The organism is Leucogemmata humicola, from assembly GCF_055379415.1.
The window spans coordinates 4,703,805-4,725,615 of record NZ_AP040875.1 but is presented as its reverse complement, the minus strand read 5'-3'; the positions used below and the strand labels follow the sequence as shown (position 1 = coordinate 4,725,615).

At 63.3% G+C, this 21,811-nt stretch carries 27 protein-coding genes; 13 read left to right on the top strand and 14 right to left on the bottom strand.

Annotated features, from left to right (window positions below; all coding sequences use genetic code 11):
* Positions 1–6 precede the first annotated feature (6 nt).
* Positions 7–369: a hypothetical protein gene (locus AC6H4Z_RS20240; RefSeq protein ID WP_497543775.1), complete on the top strand. Its 363-nt coding sequence runs from the start codon at positions 7–9 to the stop codon at positions 367–369.
* Positions 370–385: 16 nt separating this feature from the next.
* Here AC6H4Z_RS20240 and AC6H4Z_RS20235 read toward each other — a convergent pair whose 3' ends face one another.
* The 4 genes from AC6H4Z_RS20235 to AC6H4Z_RS20220 all read right to left on the bottom strand — a co-directional run bounded on the left by AC6H4Z_RS20235 (position 386) and on the right by AC6H4Z_RS20220 (position 3,965).
* Complete coding sequence (locus AC6H4Z_RS20235; protein WP_497543774.1) at positions 386–988, bottom strand: photosynthetic reaction center cytochrome c subunit family protein; 603 nt, start codon at positions 986–988, stop codon at positions 386–388.
* Between the two features lie 36 nt (positions 989–1,024).
* Positions 1,025–2,074, bottom strand: a complete 1,050-nt coding sequence (locus tag AC6H4Z_RS20230; RefSeq protein ID WP_497543773.1) for a WD40/YVTN/BNR-like repeat-containing protein — start codon at positions 2,072–2,074, stop codon at positions 1,025–1,027.
* Positions 2,075–2,100: 26 nt separating this feature from the next.
* Complete coding sequence (locus AC6H4Z_RS20225; protein WP_497543772.1) at positions 2,101–3,168, bottom strand: calcium:cation antiporter; 1,068 nt, start codon at positions 3,166–3,168, stop codon at positions 2,101–2,103.
* 113 nt (positions 3,169–3,281) lie between these two features.
* Positions 3,282–3,965, bottom strand: coding sequence for an ArsR/SmtB family transcription factor (locus AC6H4Z_RS20220; protein ID WP_497543771.1), 684 nt, complete (start codon positions 3,963–3,965; stop codon positions 3,282–3,284).
* A 69-nt stretch (positions 3,966–4,034) separates the two neighbouring features.
* Between AC6H4Z_RS20220 and AC6H4Z_RS20215 the strand changes: the two genes are divergently transcribed.
* Together AC6H4Z_RS20215 and AC6H4Z_RS20210 are read left to right on the top strand one after the other, a co-directional pair.
* Positions 4,035–4,373: an NIPSNAP family protein gene (locus tag AC6H4Z_RS20215; protein WP_497543770.1), complete on the top strand. Its 339-nt coding sequence runs from the start codon at positions 4,035–4,037 to the stop codon at positions 4,371–4,373.
* Positions 4,374–4,441: 68 nt separating this feature from the next.
* Entirely contained in the window at positions 4,442–5,395 is a 954-nt protein-coding gene (locus tag AC6H4Z_RS20210) for a threonine ammonia-lyase (RefSeq protein ID WP_497543769.1), read from the top strand.
* Here the strand turns inward: AC6H4Z_RS20210 and AC6H4Z_RS20205 are convergent.
* From AC6H4Z_RS20205 to AC6H4Z_RS20195, 3 genes are all read right to left on the bottom strand, one after another.
* A complete protein-coding gene (locus AC6H4Z_RS20205) occupies positions 5,315–6,079 on the bottom strand; it encodes a phosphatase PAP2 family protein (RefSeq protein ID WP_497543768.1) in 765 nt (254 codons plus the stop codon). The genes AC6H4Z_RS20210 and AC6H4Z_RS20205 overlap by 81 nt on opposite strands.
* Positions 6,080–6,140: 61 nt before the next feature.
* On the bottom strand, positions 6,141–6,593 hold the full coding sequence (locus tag AC6H4Z_RS20200; protein WP_497543767.1) for a PaaI family thioesterase: 453 nt from the start codon (positions 6,591–6,593) through the stop codon (positions 6,141–6,143).
* Between the two features lie 225 nt (positions 6,594–6,818).
* A complete protein-coding gene (locus AC6H4Z_RS20195; RefSeq protein WP_497543766.1) occupies positions 6,819–8,282 on the bottom strand; it encodes a carboxypeptidase regulatory-like domain-containing protein in 1,464 nt (487 codons plus the stop codon).
* 188 nt (positions 8,283–8,470) lie between these two features.
* Between AC6H4Z_RS20195 and AC6H4Z_RS20190 the strand changes: the two genes are divergently transcribed.
* Both AC6H4Z_RS20190 and AC6H4Z_RS20185 read left to right on the top strand, forming a co-directional pair.
* The gene (locus tag AC6H4Z_RS20190) at positions 8,471–8,830 is read left to right on the top strand and encodes a YciI family protein (RefSeq protein WP_497543765.1); all 360 of its coding nucleotides are present in this window, start codon (positions 8,471–8,473) and stop codon (positions 8,828–8,830) included.
* Positions 8,827–10,074, top strand: a complete 1,248-nt coding sequence (locus AC6H4Z_RS20185) for an RNA polymerase sigma factor (protein ID WP_497543764.1) — start codon at positions 8,827–8,829, stop codon at positions 10,072–10,074. The genes AC6H4Z_RS20190 and AC6H4Z_RS20185 overlap by 4 nt, the downstream gene beginning before the upstream one ends.
* A 7-nt stretch (positions 10,075–10,081) precedes the next feature.
* On the opposite strand, the gene AC6H4Z_RS20180 is transcribed toward AC6H4Z_RS20185, so the two are convergent.
* Positions 10,082–10,675, bottom strand: a complete 594-nt coding sequence (locus AC6H4Z_RS20180) for a class I SAM-dependent DNA methyltransferase (protein ID WP_497543763.1) — start codon at positions 10,673–10,675, stop codon at positions 10,082–10,084.
* A gap of 90 nt (positions 10,676–10,765) precedes the next feature.
* Here AC6H4Z_RS20180 and AC6H4Z_RS20175 point away from each other — a divergent pair, with 90 nt between their 5' ends.
* Positions 10,766–10,936 carry a hypothetical protein gene (locus tag AC6H4Z_RS20175; protein WP_497543762.1) on the top strand — a complete coding sequence of 57 codons (171 nt, stop codon included), beginning with the start codon at positions 10,766–10,768 and terminating at the stop codon, positions 10,934–10,936.
* 21 nt (positions 10,937–10,957) lie between these two features.
* Here AC6H4Z_RS20175 and AC6H4Z_RS20170 read toward each other — a convergent pair whose 3' ends face one another.
* Positions 10,958–11,476: a DinB family protein gene (locus AC6H4Z_RS20170; RefSeq protein ID WP_497543761.1), complete on the bottom strand. Its 519-nt coding sequence runs from the start codon at positions 11,474–11,476 to the stop codon at positions 10,958–10,960.
* Here AC6H4Z_RS20170 and AC6H4Z_RS20165 point away from each other — a divergent pair.
* Positions 11,475–11,678 carry a hypothetical protein gene (locus AC6H4Z_RS20165; protein ID WP_497543760.1) on the top strand — a complete coding sequence of 68 codons (204 nt, stop codon included), beginning with the start codon at positions 11,475–11,477 and terminating at the stop codon, positions 11,676–11,678. The two genes, AC6H4Z_RS20170 and AC6H4Z_RS20165, sit on opposite strands and share 2 nt — an antisense overlap.
* Here AC6H4Z_RS20165 and AC6H4Z_RS20160 read toward each other — a convergent pair.
* Entirely contained in the window at positions 11,675–11,830 is a 156-nt protein-coding gene (locus AC6H4Z_RS20160; protein WP_497543759.1) for a hypothetical protein, read from the bottom strand. The two genes, AC6H4Z_RS20165 and AC6H4Z_RS20160, sit on opposite strands and share 4 nt — an antisense overlap.
* A gap of 206 nt (positions 11,831–12,036) precedes the next feature.
* On the opposite strand from AC6H4Z_RS20160, the gene AC6H4Z_RS20155 reads away from it, so the two are divergent.
* From AC6H4Z_RS20155 to AC6H4Z_RS20140, 4 genes are all read left to right on the top strand, one after another.
* Positions 12,037–12,372, top strand: a complete 336-nt coding sequence (locus AC6H4Z_RS20155) for a PadR family transcriptional regulator (protein WP_497543758.1) — start codon at positions 12,037–12,039, stop codon at positions 12,370–12,372.
* A complete protein-coding gene (locus AC6H4Z_RS20150; protein WP_497543757.1) occupies positions 12,373–15,012 on the top strand; it encodes an ABC transporter permease in 2,640 nt (879 codons plus the stop codon).
* A 64-nt stretch (positions 15,013–15,076) separates the two neighbouring features.
* A complete protein-coding gene (locus tag AC6H4Z_RS20145; RefSeq protein WP_497543756.1) occupies positions 15,077–15,496 on the top strand; it encodes a DUF7793 family protein in 420 nt (139 codons plus the stop codon).
* Entirely contained in the window at positions 15,493–16,899 is a 1,407-nt protein-coding gene (locus AC6H4Z_RS20140) for an ATP-binding protein (RefSeq protein ID WP_497543755.1), read from the top strand. The genes AC6H4Z_RS20145 and AC6H4Z_RS20140 overlap by 4 nt, the downstream gene beginning before the upstream one ends.
* Here the strand turns inward: AC6H4Z_RS20140 and AC6H4Z_RS20135 are convergent.
* Positions 16,896–18,167, bottom strand: coding sequence for a lipoprotein N-acyltransferase Lnb domain-containing protein (locus AC6H4Z_RS20135; protein WP_497543754.1), 1,272 nt, complete (start codon positions 18,165–18,167; stop codon positions 16,896–16,898). The two genes, AC6H4Z_RS20140 and AC6H4Z_RS20135, sit on opposite strands and share 4 nt — an antisense overlap.
* Before the next feature lie 78 nt (positions 18,168–18,245).
* Here AC6H4Z_RS20135 and AC6H4Z_RS20130 point away from each other — a divergent pair, with 78 nt between their 5' ends.
* Complete coding sequence (locus tag AC6H4Z_RS20130; RefSeq protein WP_497543753.1) at positions 18,246–19,595, top strand: erythromycin esterase family protein; 1,350 nt, start codon at positions 18,246–18,248, stop codon at positions 19,593–19,595.
* Between the two features lie 159 nt (positions 19,596–19,754).
* Here AC6H4Z_RS20130 and AC6H4Z_RS20125 read toward each other — a convergent pair whose 3' ends face one another.
* Both AC6H4Z_RS20125 and AC6H4Z_RS20120 read right to left on the bottom strand, forming a co-directional pair.
* Positions 19,755–20,516, bottom strand: coding sequence for a creatininase family protein (locus AC6H4Z_RS20125; RefSeq protein ID WP_497543752.1), 762 nt, complete (start codon positions 20,514–20,516; stop codon positions 19,755–19,757).
* A complete protein-coding gene (locus tag AC6H4Z_RS20120; RefSeq protein ID WP_497543751.1) occupies positions 20,513–20,932 on the bottom strand; it encodes a DoxX family protein in 420 nt (139 codons plus the stop codon). Before AC6H4Z_RS20120 ends, AC6H4Z_RS20125 begins: the two co-directional genes overlap by 4 nt.
* A gap of 134 nt (positions 20,933–21,066) precedes the next feature.
* Between AC6H4Z_RS20120 and AC6H4Z_RS20115 the strand changes: the two genes are divergently transcribed.
* Positions 21,067–21,297, top strand: a complete 231-nt coding sequence (locus tag AC6H4Z_RS20115) for a hypothetical protein (RefSeq protein ID WP_497543750.1) — start codon at positions 21,067–21,069, stop codon at positions 21,295–21,297.
* Here AC6H4Z_RS20115 and AC6H4Z_RS20110 read toward each other — a convergent pair.
* Positions 21,272–21,811 carry a hypothetical protein gene (locus AC6H4Z_RS20110; protein ID WP_497543749.1) on the bottom strand — a complete coding sequence of 180 codons (540 nt, stop codon included), beginning with the start codon at positions 21,809–21,811 and terminating at the stop codon, positions 21,272–21,274. The two genes, AC6H4Z_RS20115 and AC6H4Z_RS20110, sit on opposite strands and share 26 nt — an antisense overlap.

The following is a 21,811-nucleotide window of genomic DNA, read 5'->3' as shown; positions in this document are numbered from 1 at the left end:
TACGCGATGACGAGCGACCGTCCGACGAACATCGTCGATCGCGGCGTTCGCCGTCGCCAGCGCATGGGAGTTGGTTGGCTCGTGGCGGGAATCGTCGCCGCAATCGTGCTTTTCGCGCTGCACCTGTCACGCGAGTGGCGGCTGTTTCTCATCATCCCGTTCGTCATTTCAGCGAACGGCTTCTTGCAAGCGCGAGACAAGACGTGCGTCATTCTCGCCGCGATCGGCAAGCGTGAGGTGAGCGACGGTCGGTCCTACGCTGACGTCGCCGACGGAGAGCGTGAAGCCCTTCGTCGGCGTGCGTTCATGATCGCTGTAAAGGCCACGTTGATCGGTGCATTGATCACTGCGGCAATCTGGTGGATGTAAGTCAGACGCAGAGCGTCTAGCGCCCAGTCTTCTCCGGCGGCGCGCCCGGCTTCCCGCGTTCGGGAGCGAGGTAGTCACCCGGCGGCGGCTCGTTGTAGCCGCGGTGGCATGTCGCGCAAGTGACCTTCGGCGTGTCCTTGGGATAGAGCTTCGGCAGCTGTACGAGATTCAAATCATTCGTCATTTGCTGCATGAAGCGCGCGCGACGTTTGTCTGTCGACGTGTCGCTCGCGAAGTTGCCCTGAGGCGCGAGCCGATGGCAATTCGTGCAATTCCAGCTGAGCGCTTCGCCGTACGACTTGTCCATGGTCTGGACGAGCTGCGCGGCAGTGATGCCCTTCAGAACTTGCACGTTCTTGAATACGACTTCCGCCGGCTGATTCTCTTTTCCCGCAATGCTCGTCATGACCTGGGCGACGTACGCGGCGCGGAGCTTTGCCAGACTGTCGCGCGGGGGCGGAATGCGTCGAGCGCCTCCGGGACCACCGCGCCCGCCGCCTGCGGCATTTGCCGTCGGAGCAGAACTCGGCGCGGGTGTCGGCGAAGCCGCCGGCGCCCGATTGCATGATGCCACGACGAGCATTCCCACCAGTGCCACAGCCACACGACCCATCGTCATTACCCTTCCTCGATGTGCTGAACTGTTAGAAAACACTTACGGCTTCTTAGCGGCCGACGGCGACCATCGAGCGATTCGTCCGCGGGGACCCGCTGCCCAACCAGCTTCGGGCGATGCAAATGCCACGCTATTGTAGGCGACAGAATCGACCATCGCCCAACTCTCGCCGCCATCGGTAGAGCTCGCGGTGCCCGCGAGACCCACCGCAACGAGCTTCTTGCCATCGCTGCCGGGGATAAAGGTTACGCCCGACATGTATCCGGCCGGCAACGGTCCTTTGGCAAGACGCCACGATTTCCCGCCATCCGCCGTCACGGCGACGTTGTCGAACTTCTCCTTCGGCTTGTCATACTGACCGCCCACCGCCACGCCATGCTGCGCATCGGCGAACGCGACTGAAAAAACGCCGGACGCTGCGTTGCCAGCGTGAATGGGGGTGTCCGACACACTCCATGTCCGGCCGCGATCGGTCGACCGGAACACACGCGCGCGCTCGCCGCCGCCGGTTCCGATCCACACGTTCGACGTTCCCTGTACGATCAGACAAGTTCCGCTCGCCGCGAACGCTGCCTCGTTCGGCAGCATCGGCGGCGCATTATCGGTTGGAATCTTGGTCCACGTCACGCCCGCATCGTCGGTGGCGAGCAGAAACAGCTTGCCGCCGATCGGATCGCTCAGCGCGATACCGTGAGTGTCATCCCAGAACGCCATCGCGTCCAGGAACACACCCTTCTCGGTTGTCTCGAACTGCTTCGACCAATTCGCGCCGTTGTCCGTGCGAAAGATGCGCGCCTGGCCACTCTCGGCCGGTCCAGAGCTCAGCACCCAGGCGCGCGTCGCGCTGCGGGCCGCCACAGCCCGAAGGTCGAGTGAGTCCGCGCCCGGAATCGTGTCGATCTTCCACGTTGCTCCGCCGTCGATCGTGCGAGCAACGCGGCCGCGCGTGCCGCTCGCCCAAACCACGGTGCGGCTGACGGCAACGAGCCCACGGAATTCGGCGTTGGTGTTCGACGTCAGCGGCGTCCACTGAGCGCCCGCCGAGTACCCACAAACGACCAGTGCAGCCGCCGCTATCAATGTTTTCATTGGAGTATCTATATGGTCCGCCAGCCTCAACCCCACCAGAATGCGGCCGCGATGATCGCGTACAGGCCGATCAACGCCACACCCTCCAACCAGATCGTCTCGCCATCGTTTACGATGATCGCCGACGTCAGCGTCGTAAGTAGCAGCGCCGCAATCAGCAGCGGCGGTAGCGCCAATGTGAGAATTGGCCCGCCAAGGAAGAACGATAACAGCACCAATGCCGGAATCACGCACAGCGCGATGACCAGCGAGCTATTCAGAATGACGCTCATCGCATAGTCGGGGCGATTCTTTGCCGCCAGACGAATGCCCGCGACATTCTCCACCGCATTCCCGGCGATCGCCACGACGACGATGCCCGCGAACGCCTGCGAGATGTGCAGCAGCTCGATCGCCGGCTCGAGCGCGCTCACGAACCACTCTGACACGAGCGCGGCGCCAAGCGACGCAACGACCAACACGGTGATCGCGAGCGGAAGCGGCCACGCCTCATGGGCCGATTCCGATTTCTCCGCCTTTCGCACGCTGCGCTCGGGATCGGACCGCAACGAGAAGGGAAGGCTGAAGAAAAACACGATGAGCAGGAGCATTGCGCATGCAGCACCCAGCGCGTTCTCGTGCTCCGCCGCGGGCGTGTGCAGCTCGGCCGCGAGAGTCGGAATCGCGAGTGCGGCAACGGCAACCATCATGAGCGACGCGATCATTCGCGGCGACTCGGAGTGAAAGTGTAGACGTCCGTGCTTGAGGCCGCCGACGAGAATCGCCACGCCGAGTACCAACAGTGAGTTTGCGAGAATCGACCCGATGAGCGCTGCCTGCACGACCTGAAGTAGCCCGGCCCGCAGGGCGAACGCGCAGACCAGCACCTCGGGAAGATTGCCAAGCGCTGCTTGCAAAACGCCGGTTGGTCCTGGCCCGAGATGCTCGCCGATCTGCTCCGTGCCGCTCGACACGTTCATCGCGAGCAGCGACAGCGCGACCGCCGCGGCGATGAACTTGATGATCGGGTTGTCTACGGTGAATTGCGTGATTGCGGCTGCGGCGACTGCCGCCGCCGTGGCGCCAAAGACGATACGATCGCTACGTGTGAGCACTCGATGTGGGATGGCGCGTGGTAAAAGACAGCCGCGCAATGGGTGGGATCCAGGCGCGCCGAAGGATGCGCACTGCGGGCGCGGGAGTCCAGTGAGCGCGCGACGCAGCGCTGCTAGCCGTCGATGATAAAATGGCGCCGAAAGGCGCGCTCGCCCGTGACCGAAAAACTCATTACGCGACTTCGCGCGACGCGTCGCGCCCAGCCCAACTCGATACATCGATTCAGGACGGCCGCACCCAAGGCGCCGGCGAGATGGTATCGACGTACGCTCCAGTCGAGACACGAGCGACACATCGGACGACGCTCGCGCGCGAGCGTCGTGAGATCGATTCCGAGCGCCGTGGCGAAAGCCTCGCCCGATTCCGTGAGTTCGAGACCGTTGGCTGTCGCGCGCAGCATGCGCCGGTGCTGCATGCTGTCATGTACGAGCACGCCCAGATCACCAGCGAGATGGTCGTAGCACACACGCGCCTTTCGCATCGCGACGTCCCGCGGCCCAAACGAGCGCGGTGAGTCGACGCGTTCCGCCACTCCGATCAGCTGCTCCATCAACCGCGCGACCTGGCGGTCGGCAATTCGGAAATAGCGATGGCGCCCTTGAGGAACGACGTCGAGCAGTCCGGCGTCGACGAGTTTCGTCAGATGCGAACTCGCTGTCTGTTTCGTGATCGCTGCTGCGCTCGCGAGCTCCGTCGCCGTCTGCGCCTGGCCCGACATGAGCGCGAGGAGCATCTCAGCTCTCGCGCGATCTCCGATCAGGGCGGCAACGGTAGCGATGGCAGGTGTGTCACTCATGGTTCGATGCTACTCGAACCATTGTCGCCGAGCAAGATGGTACGATGCGGGACACCAATCGGACTGTTCATGCGACTGACTTGCTTCATTCGATACCAGATCGACCCCGCGCAACGCGACGCGTTTCGCGAATACGCCGAGGGTTGGGGTCGGATCATTCCGCGGTGCGGTGGTGAATTGGTCGGCTACTTCCTACCGCACGAGGGTACGAACGACATCGCGTGGGGACTGATCTCGTTCGAGAGCCTCGCCGCGTACGAGGCCTATCGCCAACGCCTGAAAGCGGACGCCGAAGGCGCGGCCAACTTCGAAATGGCGAAGAACTACGGATTCATTCTACGCGAGGAACGCACCTTTCTCGAGGCGGTTGATTCGACGTACGCGCGGAACATCGGCTCCGCATCGTGAGCGTGAATCAGGAGTCGCGGATACGCTACCGGCGCGGTTACACTTCCTGCTTCCGCTTCCCGCGATTCATGTTCTCATTGTCCGACGTCCGCGCCGCCCGCGAACGCATTGCTGGCAAAACACACGTCACGCCGACGATGTCCGCGACTCGCTTAGGCGAGCGCGTCGGCGTTCAGCTGCTGCTCAAGTGTGAGAATTTCCAGAAGACTGGATCGTTCAAGGCACGCGGTGCGCTGAACAAAGTCAGCCAGCTGGATGCCGCCACGCGCGCCCGCGGCGTCGTCACCTTCTCGGCCGGAAATCACGCCCAGTCGCTTGCCTGGGCATCGCGCGCGGCCGGAGTGAAAGCGACCGTCGTCATGCCAGCGGCCGCGTCGCAGGCCAAGGTTGAAGCGAGTCGCGGCTATGGCGCCGAGGTGGTACTGCACGGCGCAAATGGCCTTGAAGCGCTCGACATGGCGCGGCGCCTCGAAAAGGAACGCGGGCTGACGTTCGTGCATCCATTCGACGACGAATTCGTTGCTGCGGGGCAGGGAACGGCCGCGCTCGAACTACTCGAGCAGGCGTCCAACCTCGATTCTGTCGTCGTGCCGATTGGCGGTGGTGGTCTGATCGCCGGAGTGCTCGTCGCGATCAAGGAGTCGAACCCGTCGATTCGCGTGTACGGCGTGGAGCCACGCGGCGCTGCTGCAATGCGAAAGAGTCTCGATGCCGGCCACGCGCTGCAGCTCGATTCCGTCAGCACGATGGCCGACGGTCTCGCGGCGCCGATGGCCGGCAATCTCACCTACGACGTCGTGCACAAATACGTCGACGACGTGGTGCTCGTCGACGACGAGGTGATCGTTGATGCGATTCGCGAGTTGCTCGTCAGCGCCAAGATCCTCGCTGAGGGCGGTGGTGCCGCGGCCACGGCAGCGGTGCTGACGCGTGCGATTCCGCTACGAGACGGAGAGCGGGTCGCGGCGATCGTCAGCGGGGGCAACATCGACGCCGCCCGCGTCGCCAAGATCCTCGGCTGATTTCACTCGGCGATCGCGAAACGCGTACATCGTGACCGCGAGCCACACGCCGCCGACGAGCGATCCGGCGAACACGTCCGTGGGCCAGTGCACGCCGAGGTAGATGCGAGAGTACACGCTGGCGAGCACGATCGGCACGATGAGGTAGAACTGCCAGCGCCAACCTTTCGCACGATACACAACGATCGCAACGGTGAGCAGCACCGATACGCTCGCGATCGCATGACCGCTCGGGTATGAGCTCCACGCGTACCATCCGCGGCGTTCGAAGAGACTCGGTCGCTCGCGAGAGTACATCGCTTTGAGCGAAGGATTCAGCAGGTAGCTTCCGATCTGCACCGCGACGAGCTGTGCGGTGAGATCGGGCCGCTCCCAGCGCTTCCACAGCCACCACGACAGTCCGAGAATGACCGGGATGAGCGTGAGGTTCGTCCCGAACCACGGCGTCGTGAGCACGATGAAATCGAGCCATGCCGGTAGCGGCCGGTGAAGCCAGAGCATGAGGTCGGCTTCCCACTGAAAGCCGTGATTCCAGTCGCCGAAGGATTTCGTGACGACGGCGCACAGCATTCCGATGGAGAACGCGAGTGCAAACCCGCCAATTACGCCGCGCCATGGTCGCCACCATGGCCGCGCGATCGGCCGTTCGCTTTCGAGTGCGGTTGCCAGCGGTGCCGTGTTCATGCGCACCAGTAAGGCAAAATCAAAACCGGCGCGACAGCTGGCGAGCTCGGCCGGTGGGTAACTAGTCGATGAGCCCGCGGTCCTGAACCGTCATCATCGTTGCTACCATCGTCGCGACGAGTTTCTCGCTGTCGCCGGTATATGCGGTGACTTCACCCCAGCACACGGTGACAGTGCGGCCGGCCCGGATCACGCTGCCGCGCGCGACAATACGATCGCCCGCGGCCGGCGCGAGCATGTTGATCTTGAACTCGATGCTCAATACTGCTGCGCCAGGCGGCATGAGACTCAGTGCCGCATAGCCGCACGCACTGTCGGCCGCCGACGCGAGCACACCGGCGTGCACGAAGCCGTGTTGTTGCACGAGATCGTCTCGCGTCGGCAACTCGATGTCTACAAGCCCCGGCTCGACGCGCGAGAGACGTGCGCCGATCGTCGCCATGAAGGCCTGGCGGTCGAAGCTGCCGCGGATGCGCGCTTCGTAATTGGAATCACGTGGCGCGTAGGTTCTCACGCGGCCCCGCGACAGGCGCAGCACACCGGCTCAGCACCGAAATCCACCCGCAAACGCTGAAGCCACGATCCGTGCAGGTGTGTGGCGCAGAGAGACTTCCTGCATCGCATGCAGCCGCCGCCCGCGACGAGGTCGAAACGCACTCCGCACTCTTCGCACTCGGTTGTCATTACTGTTTTTGCAAAAACGCGAATCAGGCGCATGCGACTTTTCTCTCTACCTGCTTCACGGCTTCTTGGTGTCCTTCGGCCGCACCTTCGCGACCGTCCAGGCAACGATTGCTGCACAGCTGCTCTGCCCCGGCGGCGTAAACTGCGGCGGCGTTTGCGACCCGTGGTACACCTCCACGGCCACCAGCTCGCTCGGGCGCACATAGTCGTCGATGTCGCCCGGGCTCATCGTCTGCCAGAGCGTGCCGTCGACGTAGAAGTTCACGCAACCGCCCGTGGAGTTTCGACTGTCGGTGATCACGTAGGTACGACCATCACCCCGCGGCTGAACGCGAAGACCTGGCGCAACACGCATCACGTCGCTGAATGACAGCGATTGGTGATTGATCATGTTGCCGTCCATGTAGTAGCCCATTCCCGTTTGCTTGCGGCCGATGAAGCCGACGTCGGCAAGGGCTTTGTCCTGCGCGGCCTCGACGCGCATGACGGCGAGCGTCGGAACGAAATCGTCGAGCCGCACGGTCGTGCGCGCCGGCTCTGTCGACGAAAGTTCGACCGGGGCTTCAGTCGCGGCATACCCGAGCTTGCGAACAACGAGCGCCTGTGTACCGGACGGCAGGCTGTCGAGCGTGAACTCACCGTTCGATCGCGTCAGCGCCGTCGTGCCACCGCCCTGCAGCGTCACCCGCGCGTCGACGAGTGGGCGTCCGTTCTTGTCCACCACCTTGCCTGTCACGCGCGCCGAACCCTTCGCAATGCGCTTGACCTTGCCGCTGTCCGTCGTGATCTCGGTGACGGCCTGGTGCTGTGACACGATGCTAAATGCTCGAAGCACGATGCCGTCCACAACCTCGGCTGGCACTTCGCCCGAACTCACGCCGTTGCGAAATACCTGAACCTTGCCGCTCATGTCGGCAGGCAGTCCGCAGATGCGATACAGGCCCGAAGTGTCGACGGTTGCTTCTCGAATCGTCGAGGTTTTCTTGCCCGCCGCATCGGTGATCTGATAAACCAGCTGCACCTTCGATCCGAGCGCCGGACCGTTGGTGTCCGGATCGCGCACGAAACCAACCATCGCTGCCGGACCTCGCGTTCGCTGCGCAGGCGTGCACAACGCGCCAGCGATACGATCACCAGTTGGAACCGTCAGGTCGAGGTCGTGCGACTCGTTCGCTCCGAACGGATATTCTGGCGTCCGCATCACGAGCCCAAGCGTATCGAGCAGCGGATGCTTCACCACCACCCGGTGCTTGCCCGGGGGAATACTATCGATCAGAAATCTGCCTTCGCCGTCGCTGATGACGATTCGGGCTGTGCCCTCGATGGCAATGCTCGCCTTGACCAACGGACCGCTATGCACGCTGTCGATGACGTAGCCCCGCAACAGCGAGAATCCGGGTGCGGCTTTCGGCGGCGCGCCCTGCGCGCCGAGCGACGGCGCCGAGGCGCCAACGAACAAGGCGACGGCCGCGGCCAGCGCCCATTTGGGCGCGACTATGGCAGATGGGGTCGCTTTCATAGGCTTGATACTGCTGGTTTTGGGGGTGGGGGCTATCCAAAAGCTACGGCTCGCGTAGCCGGCATTCTACCCCTTACGGACCCCACAGTTCATCTCTATCGATCTAGGGAAATGGCTGTCGATTTCGCCCGGCCCCGTTCGACTAGATGCTGCGAAGGAATGGCCCTTCGACCTTTCGGGAGACGACGATGCAATACCTACTGCTGATCTATGACAACGAGAACGCCTGGGGCGCCCTCAACGAAGCCGATGCTGGCGCAATGATGGGCGAGTACATGGAGTTCACCCAGTCCATCGCCAAGAGCGGTCACTACAAGGCTGGCGCGCAACTTCATCCCACGACGTCGGCCACGACGGTCCGCATTCGCAATGGCAAGCGTCAGACGACCGACGGCCCCTTTGCCGAAACGCGCGAGCACCTCGGCGGCTACTACCTCGTTGACGCGAAGGATCTCGACGAAGCCGTGAGTCTCGCTCAGCGAATTCCCGCGGCGCGAACTGGCTCGATCGAAGTGCGGCCGGTCGTCGCGCGCCCCAGTCCGTCGTGAGCGCAGGCGACGACCCGAAACAGGTCATCGCTCGAACCTTTCGCGAGGAGTCTGGACGCATCCTCGCGACGCTCATTCGCCTCCTCGGCGATTTCGATATGGCCGAGGAGGCGATGCAGGACGCGTTTGCTGTTGCCGTCGAACAATGGACCAACGCGGAAACGATTCCGAACAATCCGCGCACGTGGCTGATCAGCACCGCGCGCTTTCGAGCGATCGATCGGCTGCGGCGGGATGCTCGCGCAGAGTCGCTGTCGACCGCGCCGCCGATGATCGAGAATTCGGTGGCGCTCGTCGATCAGAACGACGAAGAGAGCGGCGTCGAGGACGATCGCCTGCGTCTGATCTTCACTTGCTGTCACCCTGCGCTCGCGCGTGAAGCCCAGGTCGCGCTGACGCTGCGCACGATTTGCGGGTTGACGACAGAGGAAATTGCCCGCGCTTTCCTCGTTCCCGTTTCGACGATGGCGCAGCGGCTCGTTCGCGCGACCGGGAAAATTCGCGATGCACGAATTCCGTATCGTGTTCCGATCGCCTCAGAACTCGCGGGCCGAATCGAGTCGGTGCTCGCCGTGGTGTATCTCGTGTTTACCGAGGGGTACGCGGCGACGAGTGGTGATGATCTCGTTCGACGCGAACTCTGCGGTGAAGCGATTCGCCTCGGCCGGCTGCTCGTCGAGTTGATGCCGAGCGCGAGCGAAGCCCAGGGATTGCTCGCGCTCATGTTGCTGCACGACGCGCGCAGAGCGACACGATTGTCGGCCACCGGAGAACTGGTGCTGCTCGAGGATCAGGATCGGTCGCTGTGGGATCGCGATCAGATCGACGAAGGGCTCGTTCGCGTCGAGTCGGCTCTCAAGGCTGCGCGAGTCGGTCCGTACGCGGTTCAATCCGCGATCGCTGCGCTGCATTCGTCGGCACCGATTGCATCCGAAACTGACTGGCGACAGATCGCCGCGCTGTACGCATTTCTGCTATCGCGCGAGCCGAGTCCAGTGGTGGAGCTCAACCACGCCGTCGCGGTCGCGATGGTCGATGGCCCGGAGCAGGGCCTACTGCTGCTCGACGCCATCGCGGCTCGCGGAGAGTTGAGTGAGTATCACTTGCTACACGCCGCGCGCGCCGACCTTCTGCGCAGATTGGGTCGACGCGACGATGCTCGTTTTGCTTATCGAACGGCGCTCGAGCTCGCGTTGCTCGAACCGGAGCGCCGCTTTCTCGAGCGCCGTCTCGCAGAGATCTGAAGAGACGTTAGCAGGCCTCGAATTCGTTCAACCCGTTGAACGATTCGCGTTCGAGATAGCAGTAGGGGCCGCATTGCGTCAGTCTGGCTGCGCGAAACAGGCTGCGGTATTCAGCGGCCGAGCGTTCATGCCAGTTATCGTGGTCGCCTTCCATCTCGTCTTCGGTCGCGAACGTCTCGATGTACGCGACACCGCCGAGTAGTCGGCGAATCGACCGCAGCCCACGTGCAACAGCGCGCGTGTCGACGTACTGCATGACGTCGGCGCAGACGATGAGATCGATATTTCGCGGAAGGCGCATGCTATCGAGCTCTTCGAGGCTTCCGCGTCGAATGTTGCGCGACTCGCCGTACCGGGCAACCGCGTACTCGCTCGACTCGACGCCGATGTATCGAACGTCCTTTCTCATACGCCGCAGGACGGGAAACCACGGCGCTTCGCCGCACCCGATGTCGAGGACAGTACGAACGGGCCGGCCGAGGATGTATTCGACGACGGACACGGCGAGGTGAACCTTTCGCTCGAGGCTGTCGCGTGTCGCGACGCGATGCGTCGGGTGTCGATACCACCGGTCGAAGTATTCGCGATCGTAACTCTTCATGATGCGTTCGCAGGAAGTCGGCTTGAGAACGAAGGAAAGGCATGCACCCTGCGGAGCAAAGGCGCCTCTCGATCGGGGGCGGAAAAGGCAATGGACGAGACGATTCGCCGGGACAACAGCGGTGACACCTACAGCTATCCCACGTCGAAACGCCGTGACATCGAGCGCGGCGACGAGATGTTGTTGTTATTTCGTCGTCGCGAGCGCGAACAGCAATCGCTGACGAAGCGCGAACGCGAGGAGCGCTGGCCCATCGGCTGATCGATTGGGCGCGCCAAGCGGTCAGCGGGGCTGATCGCGGCGCGCGAACTGGATGTAGTCGGTGTACGGCGGCTCCTGTCCAGACGCTCGAAGCATGCGTGCCAGCTGCCCGCGGTGATGCACGCCATGTGTCGCGACATGTGTCACGATGTCTAGCACTCTGTTCTCGTACTCGCGTCCAGCGCTGTTGCGGTAGCTGATGCGACGTGCGAGCGCGGCGTCGTCGCTTGCCAGCACGAGCGACTCGAGCAGATCGGCGTGCTCCGCGGCAAGCGCGCGCGATTCGCTCACGGTGAGCACTGGCCAGACGGCGTGCTCGGGTGGCTGGCCGTGGATTCGCGAGTACCACAGGTGTTCGACTGACGCGACGTGCGCGAACAGTCCGACTGCTTCAGTCGTCGGCGAGGGATCGCGGTCGAGGGCGTCGGCAAACAGCGCGTCGGCCCACCGCATATGGGCGATGAGATTCAGCAGGACGTCGTTCACGGTGAATGCTCCGGTCTGGCGAAGTCTGAGACACTCTGATACATAGTGTGTCATGGACATCGCCGCCCGCCCAGACGACCCGGCCGTCGACGAAATGGCGCGATCGATCTACGCGCTTTTCCCGCGGTGTATGCGCTGCGGTGAGCCGATCGCGCGCTATGAGGATGCTGACGTTCGCATCCTCAGCCATCGCGTCGTGCATCGCGGCGCATGCGCGACCGCCGAGGACGAAGCAACCCGCGCGACTGAGGGCTAGCTCGGCGGCGGGTCCTGCGGAATGCCGGGCGACGGCTGGCTCGGCGGCAGTTCTATGATCTCCAGCGGCGTCTCGTCCGGATTGACCGGCGTTGGGTTGGGACGCGGATACGGCTCTGGAATGGGCCGCGGGTCGGAGATCGGGATGCTCATGTCGTGCCTCGCATGGTGAGGCTCGATGCCGCTGCACATTTCGCGCGCGGATCGCGTCGCACCGGTCGTGTCCGGGTAAAGAATCCGCGGGCGTGGCCAGCCCGGCCGTTCGCAATCGGGCGACAGGTTGATCATCACATCTTGACAGTCAAGATGTAGCGCGCAATGATTCGCCTACGCACGTCGCCTGAATTGCGGAGCCCATCGTGGACGAGCCGAACACCGATGTAATCCAGGGAACCCTGGACATGCTGATCCTCAAGACGCTGAGCCTGGAGCCGATGCACGGCTTCGGAATCGCGCGGCGAATCGAGCAGATCTCTCGCGGCGTGTTCAAGGTCAATCCAGGATCGCTGCTCACGGCGTTCCAGCGCCTCGAACGCGCCGGATGGCTCGACGCCGAGTGGCGACAGTCGGAGAACGCACGTCGCGCGAAATTCTACTCGCTCACTCGCGCAGGACGCAAACAGCTCGACGTCGAGACCGAGGATTGGGCCCGTCGCGCCGGCGCCGTTGCGCGTCTCCTGAAAGCCGAGGCGTAGGTGTCTCTCTGGCGACAACTCACGCACGGGCTTCGTGCATTGTTCAATGGCGCGGCCGCCGATCGCGACGTGAGCGACGAGCTCGCCCACTACGTGGAGCAAACCGCGGCGGCTCTGATCGCTCGCGGTATATCGCCCGCAGAGGCTCGGCGCATGGCCCTGGTTCAGATCGGGAATACGACCGTCGCGCGCGAGCAAATTCGCGCGTATGGCTGGGAGAACGTCGTGAGCACGACCCTCGCCGACGTTAGATACGCGCTACGACGGCTGCGTGCGGCTCCCGCGTTCACGGCCGCAACGCTGCTAACGCTCTCACTCGGGATCGGCGGCACGACCGCGATTTTCAGCGCGGTGAATCGCGTGTTGTTCGAATCGCTGCCCTATCCAAACGCCAATCGCCTCGCGATGATCGTCGAGTTCGGCAGCAGCGGCGCGCGCGGCGCTGGTTCCTTCGGGATGTACCGTGGGCTCCGCGAGCGCACGCGCTCCGTCGAGTCGATAGCCGTGCTCAAGCCGTGGCAGCCGACGCTCACGGGCGCGCAGCAGCCGGAGCGTATGAACGGTCAGCGCGTGACCGCGAGCTACTTCCGCGTGTTGGGCGTTCACTCGTCGCTGGGCCGCGACTTTCTCCCGTCAGACGACATTCTCCTAGGGCCACCTGTCGTCGTCATCAGTGATCAACTCTGGCGACGACGCTTCAACACCGACTCGTCGATCATCGGACGAGTGGTGACGCTCGATGACAATTCGTATCGGGTCGTTGGCGTCATGCCGCGCGACTTCGAGAACGTGCTCGCCCCAACCGCGGAGCTGTGGGCGCCGCTCCAGTACGACATGTCGCAAGGAAGCGCCTGGGGCCACCATCTGAGAACAATCGCGCGTTTGCGCGACGGTGTATCGATGGACCAAGCGACACGCGACATCGAGGGTGCGGGTCGAGAAGTACTCGCCGAGCAGCACCCGGAGACGTACGACCTCAACACGCGAATCGCTCCCCTCTCGATGCGCGATGAGTTGACGCGCGGCGTCAAGCCGGCCCTGCTCGCCGTGCTCGGCGCCGTGATGCTCGTACTCGTCATCGCATGCGTGAACGTGACGAACCTTCTGCTGGCACGCGCCGTTCAGCGACGCAGCGAGTTCGCACTACGCGCCGCGCTTGGTGCCGGCGGTGGTCGTCTCGTTCGTCAACTGCTCACCGAGAGCCTTGTTCTCGCCCTGCTCGGCGGGATTGCTGGAATTGTCATAGCTGTATTGGGAGTCCGCGCCCTTGTCCTACTGAGCCCGCCCGGGCTGCCGCGCGCCGCTGTCATTGGCGTCGACGCTTCGATGTTTGTATTCGCGCTCGGCATCACGACGATCATCGGCGTGGTACTCGGCGTGATTCCGGCACTCCAGGCCGTGCGAAACGATCCGCAGCTCGACCTCCAGGTTGGTTCGCGTCGCACCGCGGGCGGTCGTCGTGCGGCGCGCGGGGCGTTGGTTGTCGCCGAGGTGGCTCTGGCCATCGTGCTGTTGGTCGCGTCGGGTTTACTGCTGCGAAGTCTGCAACACCTGTTCGCCGTTCCCGTGGGTTTCGACTCGTCGCACCTGCTCACCGTGCAGGTTCAGACAGTCGGCCGCCGATTCAGCGACGACAGTACTGCGCACGCGTTCTTTGCACGGACGCTGAACGCCGTTCGCGAAATTCCAGGTGTCACGTCGGCTGGATTTACGAGCCAACTTCCGTTGAGCGGTGATCTCGATGAATACGGTGCTCATTTCGCGGCGACGTCGACGCAGCCGGCGGCCAGCTACGACGCGTACCGCTACGCCGTGAGCCCGAAGTATCTCGAGACGATGGGCATTCGGCTCGTGCGCGGTCGCTTGCTCGGCGAGGGCGATCGGGCCGGTGCGCCGCGTGTCGCGCTGATCAGCGAATCACTCACCAAGTTGCGATTTGGTAACGAGTCGCCGATCGGCCGCAGCGTAACGATCGGCGGCGGCGCGGGCGTGGCGCCGTACACCATCGTTGGCGTGGTCGGTGACGTGAAGCAAGCGTCGCTCGCCTTGGCGCAAACGGAAGCGGTGTACACGACTACCACGCAATGGCGCTGGGCCGACAACGCGATCTCACTCGTCGTTCGCACCCGCGGTGATGCGCTGGCGCTCGTGCCCGCGGTGCGTCAGGCCGTTTGGTCGGTGGACCGAGACCAGCCGATCGTTCGCGTGGCGGCCATGGACGATCTCGTTGCGAAGTCGGCGGCCGAGCGCCGCTTCGCCCTCACGCTGTTCGAGGCATTTGCGCTCGCGGCGATGATCCTCGCCGCGGCAGGGATCTACGGGGTGCTCTCGACATCTGTGAGCGAGCGTGTCCGCGAGATTGGTGTGCGCTCCGCACTCGGCGCATCGCGAGCGAGCATCCTCGCGTTGGTTGCGCGACAGGGAGCCGCGCTCACGATCGCGGGAATTGTGATCGGTTTGATCGGGGCACTCGTCGCGAGTCGCTTCATTGCGACACTACTCTTCGGCGTGTCACCACTCGATCTGGTCACGTATGCTGGCGTGGTGCTCGTCATGCTCGCCGTTGCGGCGATTGCGACGTGGGCTCCAGCATGGCGCGCGGCTCGCATCGATCCCGCGATCACGCTGCGCGCCGACTGACTCGGCGCAAACGAACGGATTGGTGCGCGAAGTGATGCGTCGCCCTTTCCGATATTTTGGAAAAGTGCGAAATTCGACGCACGTCGACCTCTCATCCGTCGATCCCATGCGCGAAACCAAAACTGCACGCGTCGCACTCGGCGACGATGGCGTGTTGACCGTTCGAATTCAGTCAGGCGCGCACCAGTCGGTTGCCAACGCCGAGGAGAATCTCGGTGCTGCACTCGCTGAGCGCGACGGTCAGCGACGGCCGCTTCTAATCGATATTCGAGGCGCCAAGCCGCTCGACGCGGAAGTGCGCCACTACTACTCGGGCCAGGTATTGATCGACGGTTTTCTCGCGCTCGGACTTCTGGTCGACGCGAGTCCGCTTGGAACGATGATGGGCAACGTGTATTTCCGCGTCGCTCGGCCGGGAATTCCCACGCGTCTGTTCACTGCGGAAGCGCGCGCACACGAATGGTTGCGGAGTCATCTGTCATGAGTGAGTCGGAGCCCGTCGTCACGTTCGAGCGCAAGCGCGTCGAAGCGCTGCTCGTGACACTCGAGGAGATGGCCGGCGGCGACAAGGGGCGAAAGCTCGGTCTCTCCGAGCACGGCGATCAACTCGACGCCGTGGCGCATGCCGTCAACGTTCTCGCCGACGAACTTCGGTGGACCTACGCGCGCATGACGGAAGCCGAGCGACGCGTCGCTGAGGATCTACGACAATCGCGCGATGCGGCGGAGCGCGCAAACGAAGCGAAGTCCGTGTTTTTGCGAACGGCGAGCCACGAAATTCGAACGCCAATCGCGGCGATTCTCGGCATCGCCGATCTGCTCGCGCTCGGCGGTGTGTCCGACGAGGACCGTGCTGATCTCGTCGAGCGGCTTCGCGCCAATAGCCGCGGGCTGCTGTCGCTCGTCGGCAATGTGCTCGACCTGTCGCGACTCGATGCCGACAAGCTGGCCTTCTCCAGCGAGCCGGTTGCGCCGGTCGAAGTGCTGCGCGAAGTCGTGAACAGCTTCGAAACAGACACACGTCGCAAGGCGCTCGACGTTCGCATCGAGAGTGAGATGCCCGAGGCAACGATGATCGAGACCGATCGGCTTCGGCTCCGTCAGATTCTCGTCAATCTCGTGGGCAATGCGGTGAAGTTCACGTCGAGTGGCGGCGTCCGGATTGCCATTCGCCTCGCGATGGGATCAGGGCAAAACCAGCTGACGGTCGACATCGCCGATACGGGAATTGGTATTCCGGCGGATCAACGCCGCTTCCTCTTCGTTCCATTCGGCCAGGCGGATTCGTCGATCGTACGCCTTCACGGCGGCAGTGGGCTCGGTCTCGCGCTCTCGCGTCGACTTGCCGAGCAGCTCGGAGGAACGCTCACGTTGTTGCACACCGAGCCCGGTCTCGGCAGCACCTTCCGTCTGTCGCTCGCGGTCCGGCTCGCCGAGCTGCCGAAGCCTGGAATGGTGCGTTCGCCTGACATCGTACCGATTGCGCGTGAGTTGGCTGGCGTACGTATTCTGCTGGCCGACGACAACGCAGATCTTCGCCTGGCCATTGGCCGATCGCTGCGCGTCGACGGTGCATTCGTCGACTATGCGTGCAACGGGCGAGAGGCGCTGGCCATGGCTCGGTCAGGCACGTTCGACGTTGTGCTGATGGACGTGCTGATGCCGCTGATGAACGGACTCGACGCCACGCGCGCGTTGCGATCCGACGGCAACGCTGTGGCGATCATTGCGCTGAGTGCCGACGCAGCGCCTGAAATGCGCACGGCATCGATTGTCGCCGGATGCAGCACCTACATGTGCAAGCCGTTCGACCCGCGAGATCTCGTGGCTGCCATTCGCTTTTTGCTGCGCGGCGAGCACGAGGCGAACACGCCGCGATTGGCTTAGGCGTTCTTTCTCGCCCACCAGGCGATTGCCAGTGTGGGCGGAAGCGCGAGCGCGATGATCGGCAGGTTGTTCTGCGCCGATAGCCGAACGATGTGCGCGACCAGCGCGAGAACGCTGAGCGTGGCGAGGCCGACAGCAAAGCGTTGAGTCCACACGCTGGGTCGGCCTTTCCAGAGCGACATCGCGAGCAAAACGGCGAGAATCAACCAGAGCGGGTTGAACAGAAGGACATTCTCGTTCGAGTGTGCGAACACGTGATCCGTGACCGCCCACAGCAGCGTCACGAGCACGCCGAGGATTCCAGCGGCGAATGCCCAGAGTCCCATGACAATCGCCGCGCCAGCGCGCGCAAACGTGTTTCCGGCCGTCGCCCGTGATCCGAGCCAAAGGAAGACAGCGGCCGTCACGAGCCCGCCAAGAAGAAGCCACGGTCCCAAACGCGGCGGCGTTTCCGGCTCCGGTCCACGCGTCGACGCGAAGAGAACGCGTTCGTCGCGCACCAGCGGGTGCATTGCGCCCGTGCTGTCGCGCACCTTCATCGTGGCGACGAAGTCGTGAAGCTGCTTCGGCAGAAACATCTCCTGCCACTTGGTGAGCTCGCGGTCAGACGGTCGTCCAAGTCCGATGTCGACACCGAGGACGATTGCTCGCATGCTCTGCATTAGCCGCAGCGCGTGCAGTCGGTAGGTCATGCCCGTCAGCGTCTGCGATTGCGCGTACAGTTGGCCGCCGAGGGCCTGGTTGAGGATGTCGCGCACTCGTGTCGCGCAATTATTCCGGAAATAGTCGTATCGGTAATTGATGTTTTCCGGCTGCGCATTCACCTGAATGGTGCGGAGGATCGTATCGCGCTGCGCCGCCGTGAGGTCCAGCTCCTGCGAGCGTACAGGGCGATTCATGTATCGGTAGCCGTACATCACGAGGCCGAGCGAATCGCTACCCATGGCGTAGAGGTTCGACGCCATGAGAAAGTGCCCGATGAAATTCGGCTGGCGGAAGTCGAACACGCCCCAGTTGAACACGGTGTCGCGCCCAGTGACGTTGTCGTGAATCAGCAGGGCGTCGTGGCCGAATAGCTCCCAGATCTCGTCGCCGTTTCCCATCGTCAGCAGGGAAATCGTGACGTCCTTTCCGGCGGCGTGGAGCGGGTCGATTGCAGTGGCGACGGGTGCGGGCGTGGGAACCGGCCGCAGCGGGCCAGGACGTTGCGCCAGCAGGGAAGTGGCAATGCCGAGCGCGAGTACGCCGCGCGATAGGGCGCGTAACATGGCAGAAAACTAACTGGCTGCCGTGATTGCCTTCAATTTGCAGAAGAGCCCAGGCGGACAGCGCGAGGAGCGTGGGCGATGCCGTGGCGCAGGGGCGGAAGCAACGAAGCTGAGGCTGCAGGCTCGAACCCGGAGATGGTCGCCGGCCTTCAGGACAACGCTCGACCGCTCGCGTCGCCGGCCGACCTCGACGCGCTGCTGAATTCAATCGGCGAGGCGCGGATCGTCCTCCTCGGCGAAGCTTCGCACGGCACGTCGGAGTTCTACACGTGGCGCGCGGCCATTTCTAAACGCCTGATCGAAGAGCGCGGGTTTTCGTTCATCGCGGTGGAGGGAGATTGGCCCGACTGCTATCGGGTGAATCGGTACGTGCAGGGCATGCGGAATTCTGGCCAGAGTGCGGAGGACGTGCTACACGCGTTCGAACGCTGGCCTACCTGGATGTGGGCGAATCGTGAGATCGTCGAGCTCACCGAATGGCTTCGTGCGCACAACGATGCCACCCACTCGCACACGGGGTTTTACGGTCTGGATGTGTACTCGCTCTGGGATTCGATGCACGCTGTCGTGGACTATCTGCACCGCCTCGATCCGCACCTCGCCGCGGTCGCGCGACAGGCGTACGCCTGCTTTGAGCCATACGCCGAGGATGTTCAGGAGTATGCGAGAGCGACGGCATTAGTCCCGCTGTCCTGCGAACCGGAAGTCGTCGAGATCCTGCGCGAAGTTCGCGCGCGCGCAACGATGTTTCGCGACGATGGCGCGGAGGGCTATTTCGACGCCGAGCAGAATGCTCTAGTCGCCAAGAACGCGGAGCTGTACTACCGCACGATGGTGCGGGGCGGCCCGTCGTCGTGGAACGTGCGCGATCGCCATATGGTTGAAACGCTCGATCGCCTGATGCTGCATCACGGCGCGAACGCCAAGGCGATCGTCTGGGAACACAACACGCATGTTGGCGACGCGCGGTACACGGATATGGTGCGCGCCGGGATGGTGAACGTCGGCCAGTTGGTTCGGCAGGCGAACGTGCCACGCGACGTTCGGATCGTCGGCTTTGGCACGCACCGCGGGACGGTAATGGCGTCCGAAGAGTGGGGCGCGCCGATGGAGCGAATGTCGGTGCCGGCCGCGAAGGCAGGAAGCTTCGAGGAGGCATTATTCGATGCTGGGGTTGGCGACGCATTGCTGTTGTTCGACGGCAGCGAGAATGGCGGTATCGCCAAACTGAACGAACCGATCGGCCATCGGGCGATTGGTGTCGTCTACGATCCGCATCACGAACGCTGGGGCAACTACGTGCCGAGCATCGTTCCGCAGCGATACGACGCGTTCATCTACGTCGAGGAATCGCGCGCGGTGGATCCGCTGCACTTCCCAATTCGTGTCGACGGAGAGGCGCCCGAGACGTATCCGAGCGGCGTGTAGAGCGCTGCGGGCCTGTTTACCACAGAGGACACGGAGGACGCGGAGAACTGCCTTCAGTCGCAAATCGCGACTCGGCAATCAAGCTTTCGAGAATTGATTCTCGAGAAAACTCTGCGTCCTCTGTGGTTCAATTCGGTTGACGGACAACCCGACGCACGGCTACTCGTACAGGTTCGCCAGATCCAGCGCGTGAAGTTCGGTCAGAAAACCCGCAATGCGTTCGACCGCCGCTTCCACGTACGCAGCGCCCTTGGCCGCCGAGGACTTCGCGGGATTTCCGATGCCCGTGTCGGCTGTGACCTGCGTCCAGCGTCGCGGCGCCCACGCCCACCCTTCGCGCACTCCGGTCAATCGCGACGGACGAGCGTAGCCAGACCCAGCTTCGCCGAGAGGCCGCACGAGGTCGGGCACGAGATGCATCATCGCGCTCGTCTCGGTTTCGCCAGCGTGATCGCCGACCTCTTCCATGAATTCACGTGCATCGACGCAAGACCACCAGTTGATCGCCGAGAGAAACACACGCGTCTTGGGCTGCAGTTCGCGGATGATCTGCCGGAAATCGTTCCCGCCGTGTCCGTTCAAAATGAGCAACTTGTGAACACCCTGCTGATCGAGCGCGGACACGAGGTCAGCGAGCAGAGCCGCCTGCGTGCTCGGATTCAGATTCAAGCAGAGCTTGATGTCGAGCTGCGTGGTATTGACGCCGAACGGAACCGTGGGCAGCACGACACAACGCGCGCCGCGGTCCCATGCTCGTTCCGCGGCGCGAATCGCGACCTGCTCCGATTGGATGTTGTCTGTCGCGTACGGGAGGTGGTAGTTGTGCGCCTCCGTCGCTCCCCAGGGGAGGATCGCGACGGTGTAGGGCGTCGCGTCCACCGTCTTCCAGGTTGTTTCGGCCAGAACGTACGGACGGGTCATGCAGCTTCGGCGTGGCGTTGACGAGAGGATTCACCCGGAGGTGCAGTGCGACCTGAGGACCTGATCATCGCGTCCAGGCTCCACGGGCCCGCACCGGCGAACATAAAGTACAGGAAGATGAAGCAGAATAGGATGGCCGGGTCGCCGCCATTGTTCGCTGGGAAGAGCGACCGCGGAAAGTGCGCCGTGAAGTAGGCAACGGCCATCTCGCCCGCGAGCAGAAACGCGATGGGTCGCGTCAGCAGGCCGAGAATGATCCCGATTCCGCCGAAGATCTCGATCACACCCGCCACGCCCAGCATCGACATCAGCGTCACCGGAACTGGGATCGCCGTGGTCGGCGGCCATCCGAACACCTTCTGCGTTCCATGCTCGATGAACAGCACTCCGGCGACGATGCGCAAAAGACTCAGCATCCTGCCGGTCCATACCGATCGTGAAGGTTCGAATATCGACATATGCTCACCTCTCGCTTCTCTGTGTTTGTCCCGCGCTTGTCGCGGCACGCGGCCTGCGACTTCATGCGCTCGACCTTCAACTGGAGCGCGTGATGGCAGATCAGAACAAAGGCAAGAAGAGCGAAGACAGTGCCGCGGATGAGCGACTCCGCGAGGACCTGGCGCCGAATCGGCGCGACGAGAACGGAGAGTGGCTTCGCGATCAGACGGGCGAGGACCACAACCTCAGTGGCTCGAGCACGTACCGGACGCTACCGGACCAGCCCGACTCGGACAAATCGTCGGACGACGACGACTCTAGCGACCGGCAATCGAATCGCTGACCGCCTCGGCGGCCTCTTCACTCTCCGCGGTCTTCGCGGTCAGAGCGATGAGGCCGCCCGCGATCGCGACGATATACAAAAGCAGCCCAATCGACCAAAATCGTTGGCCGATGACTTGATCGTGCGTGAGCCGGCCGAACCTGCCGAGGATGTACGCCCAATCGTGCTCGCCGCCACCGACGAGTGGTAAGTCCTGCGCGCGCGCGTCGCGGACGTAGACCGAGATATTCCAAAAATTCTGCGCGACCCACCACAGCGCGACCGACGCCGCGTGCCGATCCTTGCGCCGCCAGAAGTACACGACAAACGCTGTCGGCATGATCAGTTGAAAGAGCGTTCCGCCCAGGAACTGCATGAACTCACCGAACGGCGAGAACACGATATGGCCGGTCTCGTGAATCGGCAGGTCGACGCTGTCCATCAGCGATCCAGCGTCGGGGTGCAGCAACAGCCGAAAGCCGTAGAACGCGAGAAGTACCGTTAGCAGGAGCCGGCCCGTGCGCGCGTTGCTCAT

Coding starts and splice junctions, on each gene's coding strand:
- AC6H4Z_RS20240 (WP_497543775.1), top strand. CDS start 7: ATGACGAGCGACCGTCCGACGAACATCGTCGATCGCGGCGTTCGCCGT.
- AC6H4Z_RS20235 (WP_497543774.1), bottom strand. CDS start 988: ATGACGATGGGTCGTGTGGCTGTGGCACTGGTGGGAATGCTCGTCGTG.
- AC6H4Z_RS20230 (WP_497543773.1), bottom strand. CDS start 2,074: ATGAAAACATTGATAGCGGCGGCTGCACTGGTCGTTTGTGGGTACTCG.
- AC6H4Z_RS20220 (WP_497543771.1), bottom strand. CDS start 3,965: ATGAGTGACACACCTGCCATCGCTACCGTTGCCGCCCTGATCGGAGAT.
- AC6H4Z_RS20215 (WP_497543770.1), top strand. CDS start 4,035: ATGCGACTGACTTGCTTCATTCGATACCAGATCGACCCCGCGCAACGC.
- AC6H4Z_RS20210 (WP_497543769.1), top strand. CDS start 4,442: ATGTTCTCATTGTCCGACGTCCGCGCCGCCCGCGAACGCATTGCTGGC.
- AC6H4Z_RS20205 (WP_497543768.1), bottom strand. CDS start 6,079: ATGAACACGGCACCGCTGGCAACCGCACTCGAAAGCGAACGGCCGATC.
- AC6H4Z_RS20195 (WP_497543766.1), bottom strand. CDS start 8,282: ATGAAAGCGACCCCATCTGCCATAGTCGCGCCCAAATGGGCGCTGGCC.
- AC6H4Z_RS20190 (WP_497543765.1), top strand. CDS start 8,471: ATGCAATACCTACTGCTGATCTATGACAACGAGAACGCCTGGGGCGCC.
- AC6H4Z_RS20180 (WP_497543763.1), bottom strand. CDS start 10,675: ATGAAGAGTTACGATCGCGAATACTTCGACCGGTGGTATCGACACCCG.
- AC6H4Z_RS20175 (WP_497543762.1), top strand. CDS start 10,766: ATGGACGAGACGATTCGCCGGGACAACAGCGGTGACACCTACAGCTAT.
- AC6H4Z_RS20165 (WP_497543760.1), top strand. CDS start 11,475: ATGGACATCGCCGCCCGCCCAGACGACCCGGCCGTCGACGAAATGGCG.
- AC6H4Z_RS20170 (WP_497543761.1), bottom strand. CDS start 11,476: ATGACACACTATGTATCAGAGTGTCTCAGACTTCGCCAGACCGGAGCA.
- AC6H4Z_RS20160 (WP_497543759.1), bottom strand. CDS start 11,830: ATGAGCATCCCGATCTCCGACCCGCGGCCCATTCCAGAGCCGTATCCG.
- AC6H4Z_RS20140 (WP_497543755.1), top strand. CDS start 15,493: ATGAGTGAGTCGGAGCCCGTCGTCACGTTCGAGCGCAAGCGCGTCGAA.
- AC6H4Z_RS20135 (WP_497543754.1), bottom strand. CDS start 18,167: ATGTTACGCGCCCTATCGCGCGGCGTACTCGCGCTCGGCATTGCCACT.
- AC6H4Z_RS20130 (WP_497543753.1), top strand. CDS start 18,246: ATGCCGTGGCGCAGGGGCGGAAGCAACGAAGCTGAGGCTGCAGGCTCG.
- AC6H4Z_RS20125 (WP_497543752.1), bottom strand. CDS start 20,516: ATGACCCGTCCGTACGTTCTGGCCGAAACAACCTGGAAGACGGTGGAC.
- AC6H4Z_RS20120 (WP_497543751.1), bottom strand. CDS start 20,932: ATGCTGAGTCTTTTGCGCATCGTCGCCGGAGTGCTGTTCATCGAGCAT.
- AC6H4Z_RS20115 (WP_497543750.1), top strand. CDS start 21,067: ATGGCAGATCAGAACAAAGGCAAGAAGAGCGAAGACAGTGCCGCGGAT.
- AC6H4Z_RS20110 (WP_497543749.1), bottom strand. CDS start 21,811: ATGAGCAACGCGCGCACGGGCCGGCTCCTGCTAACGGTACTTCTCGCG.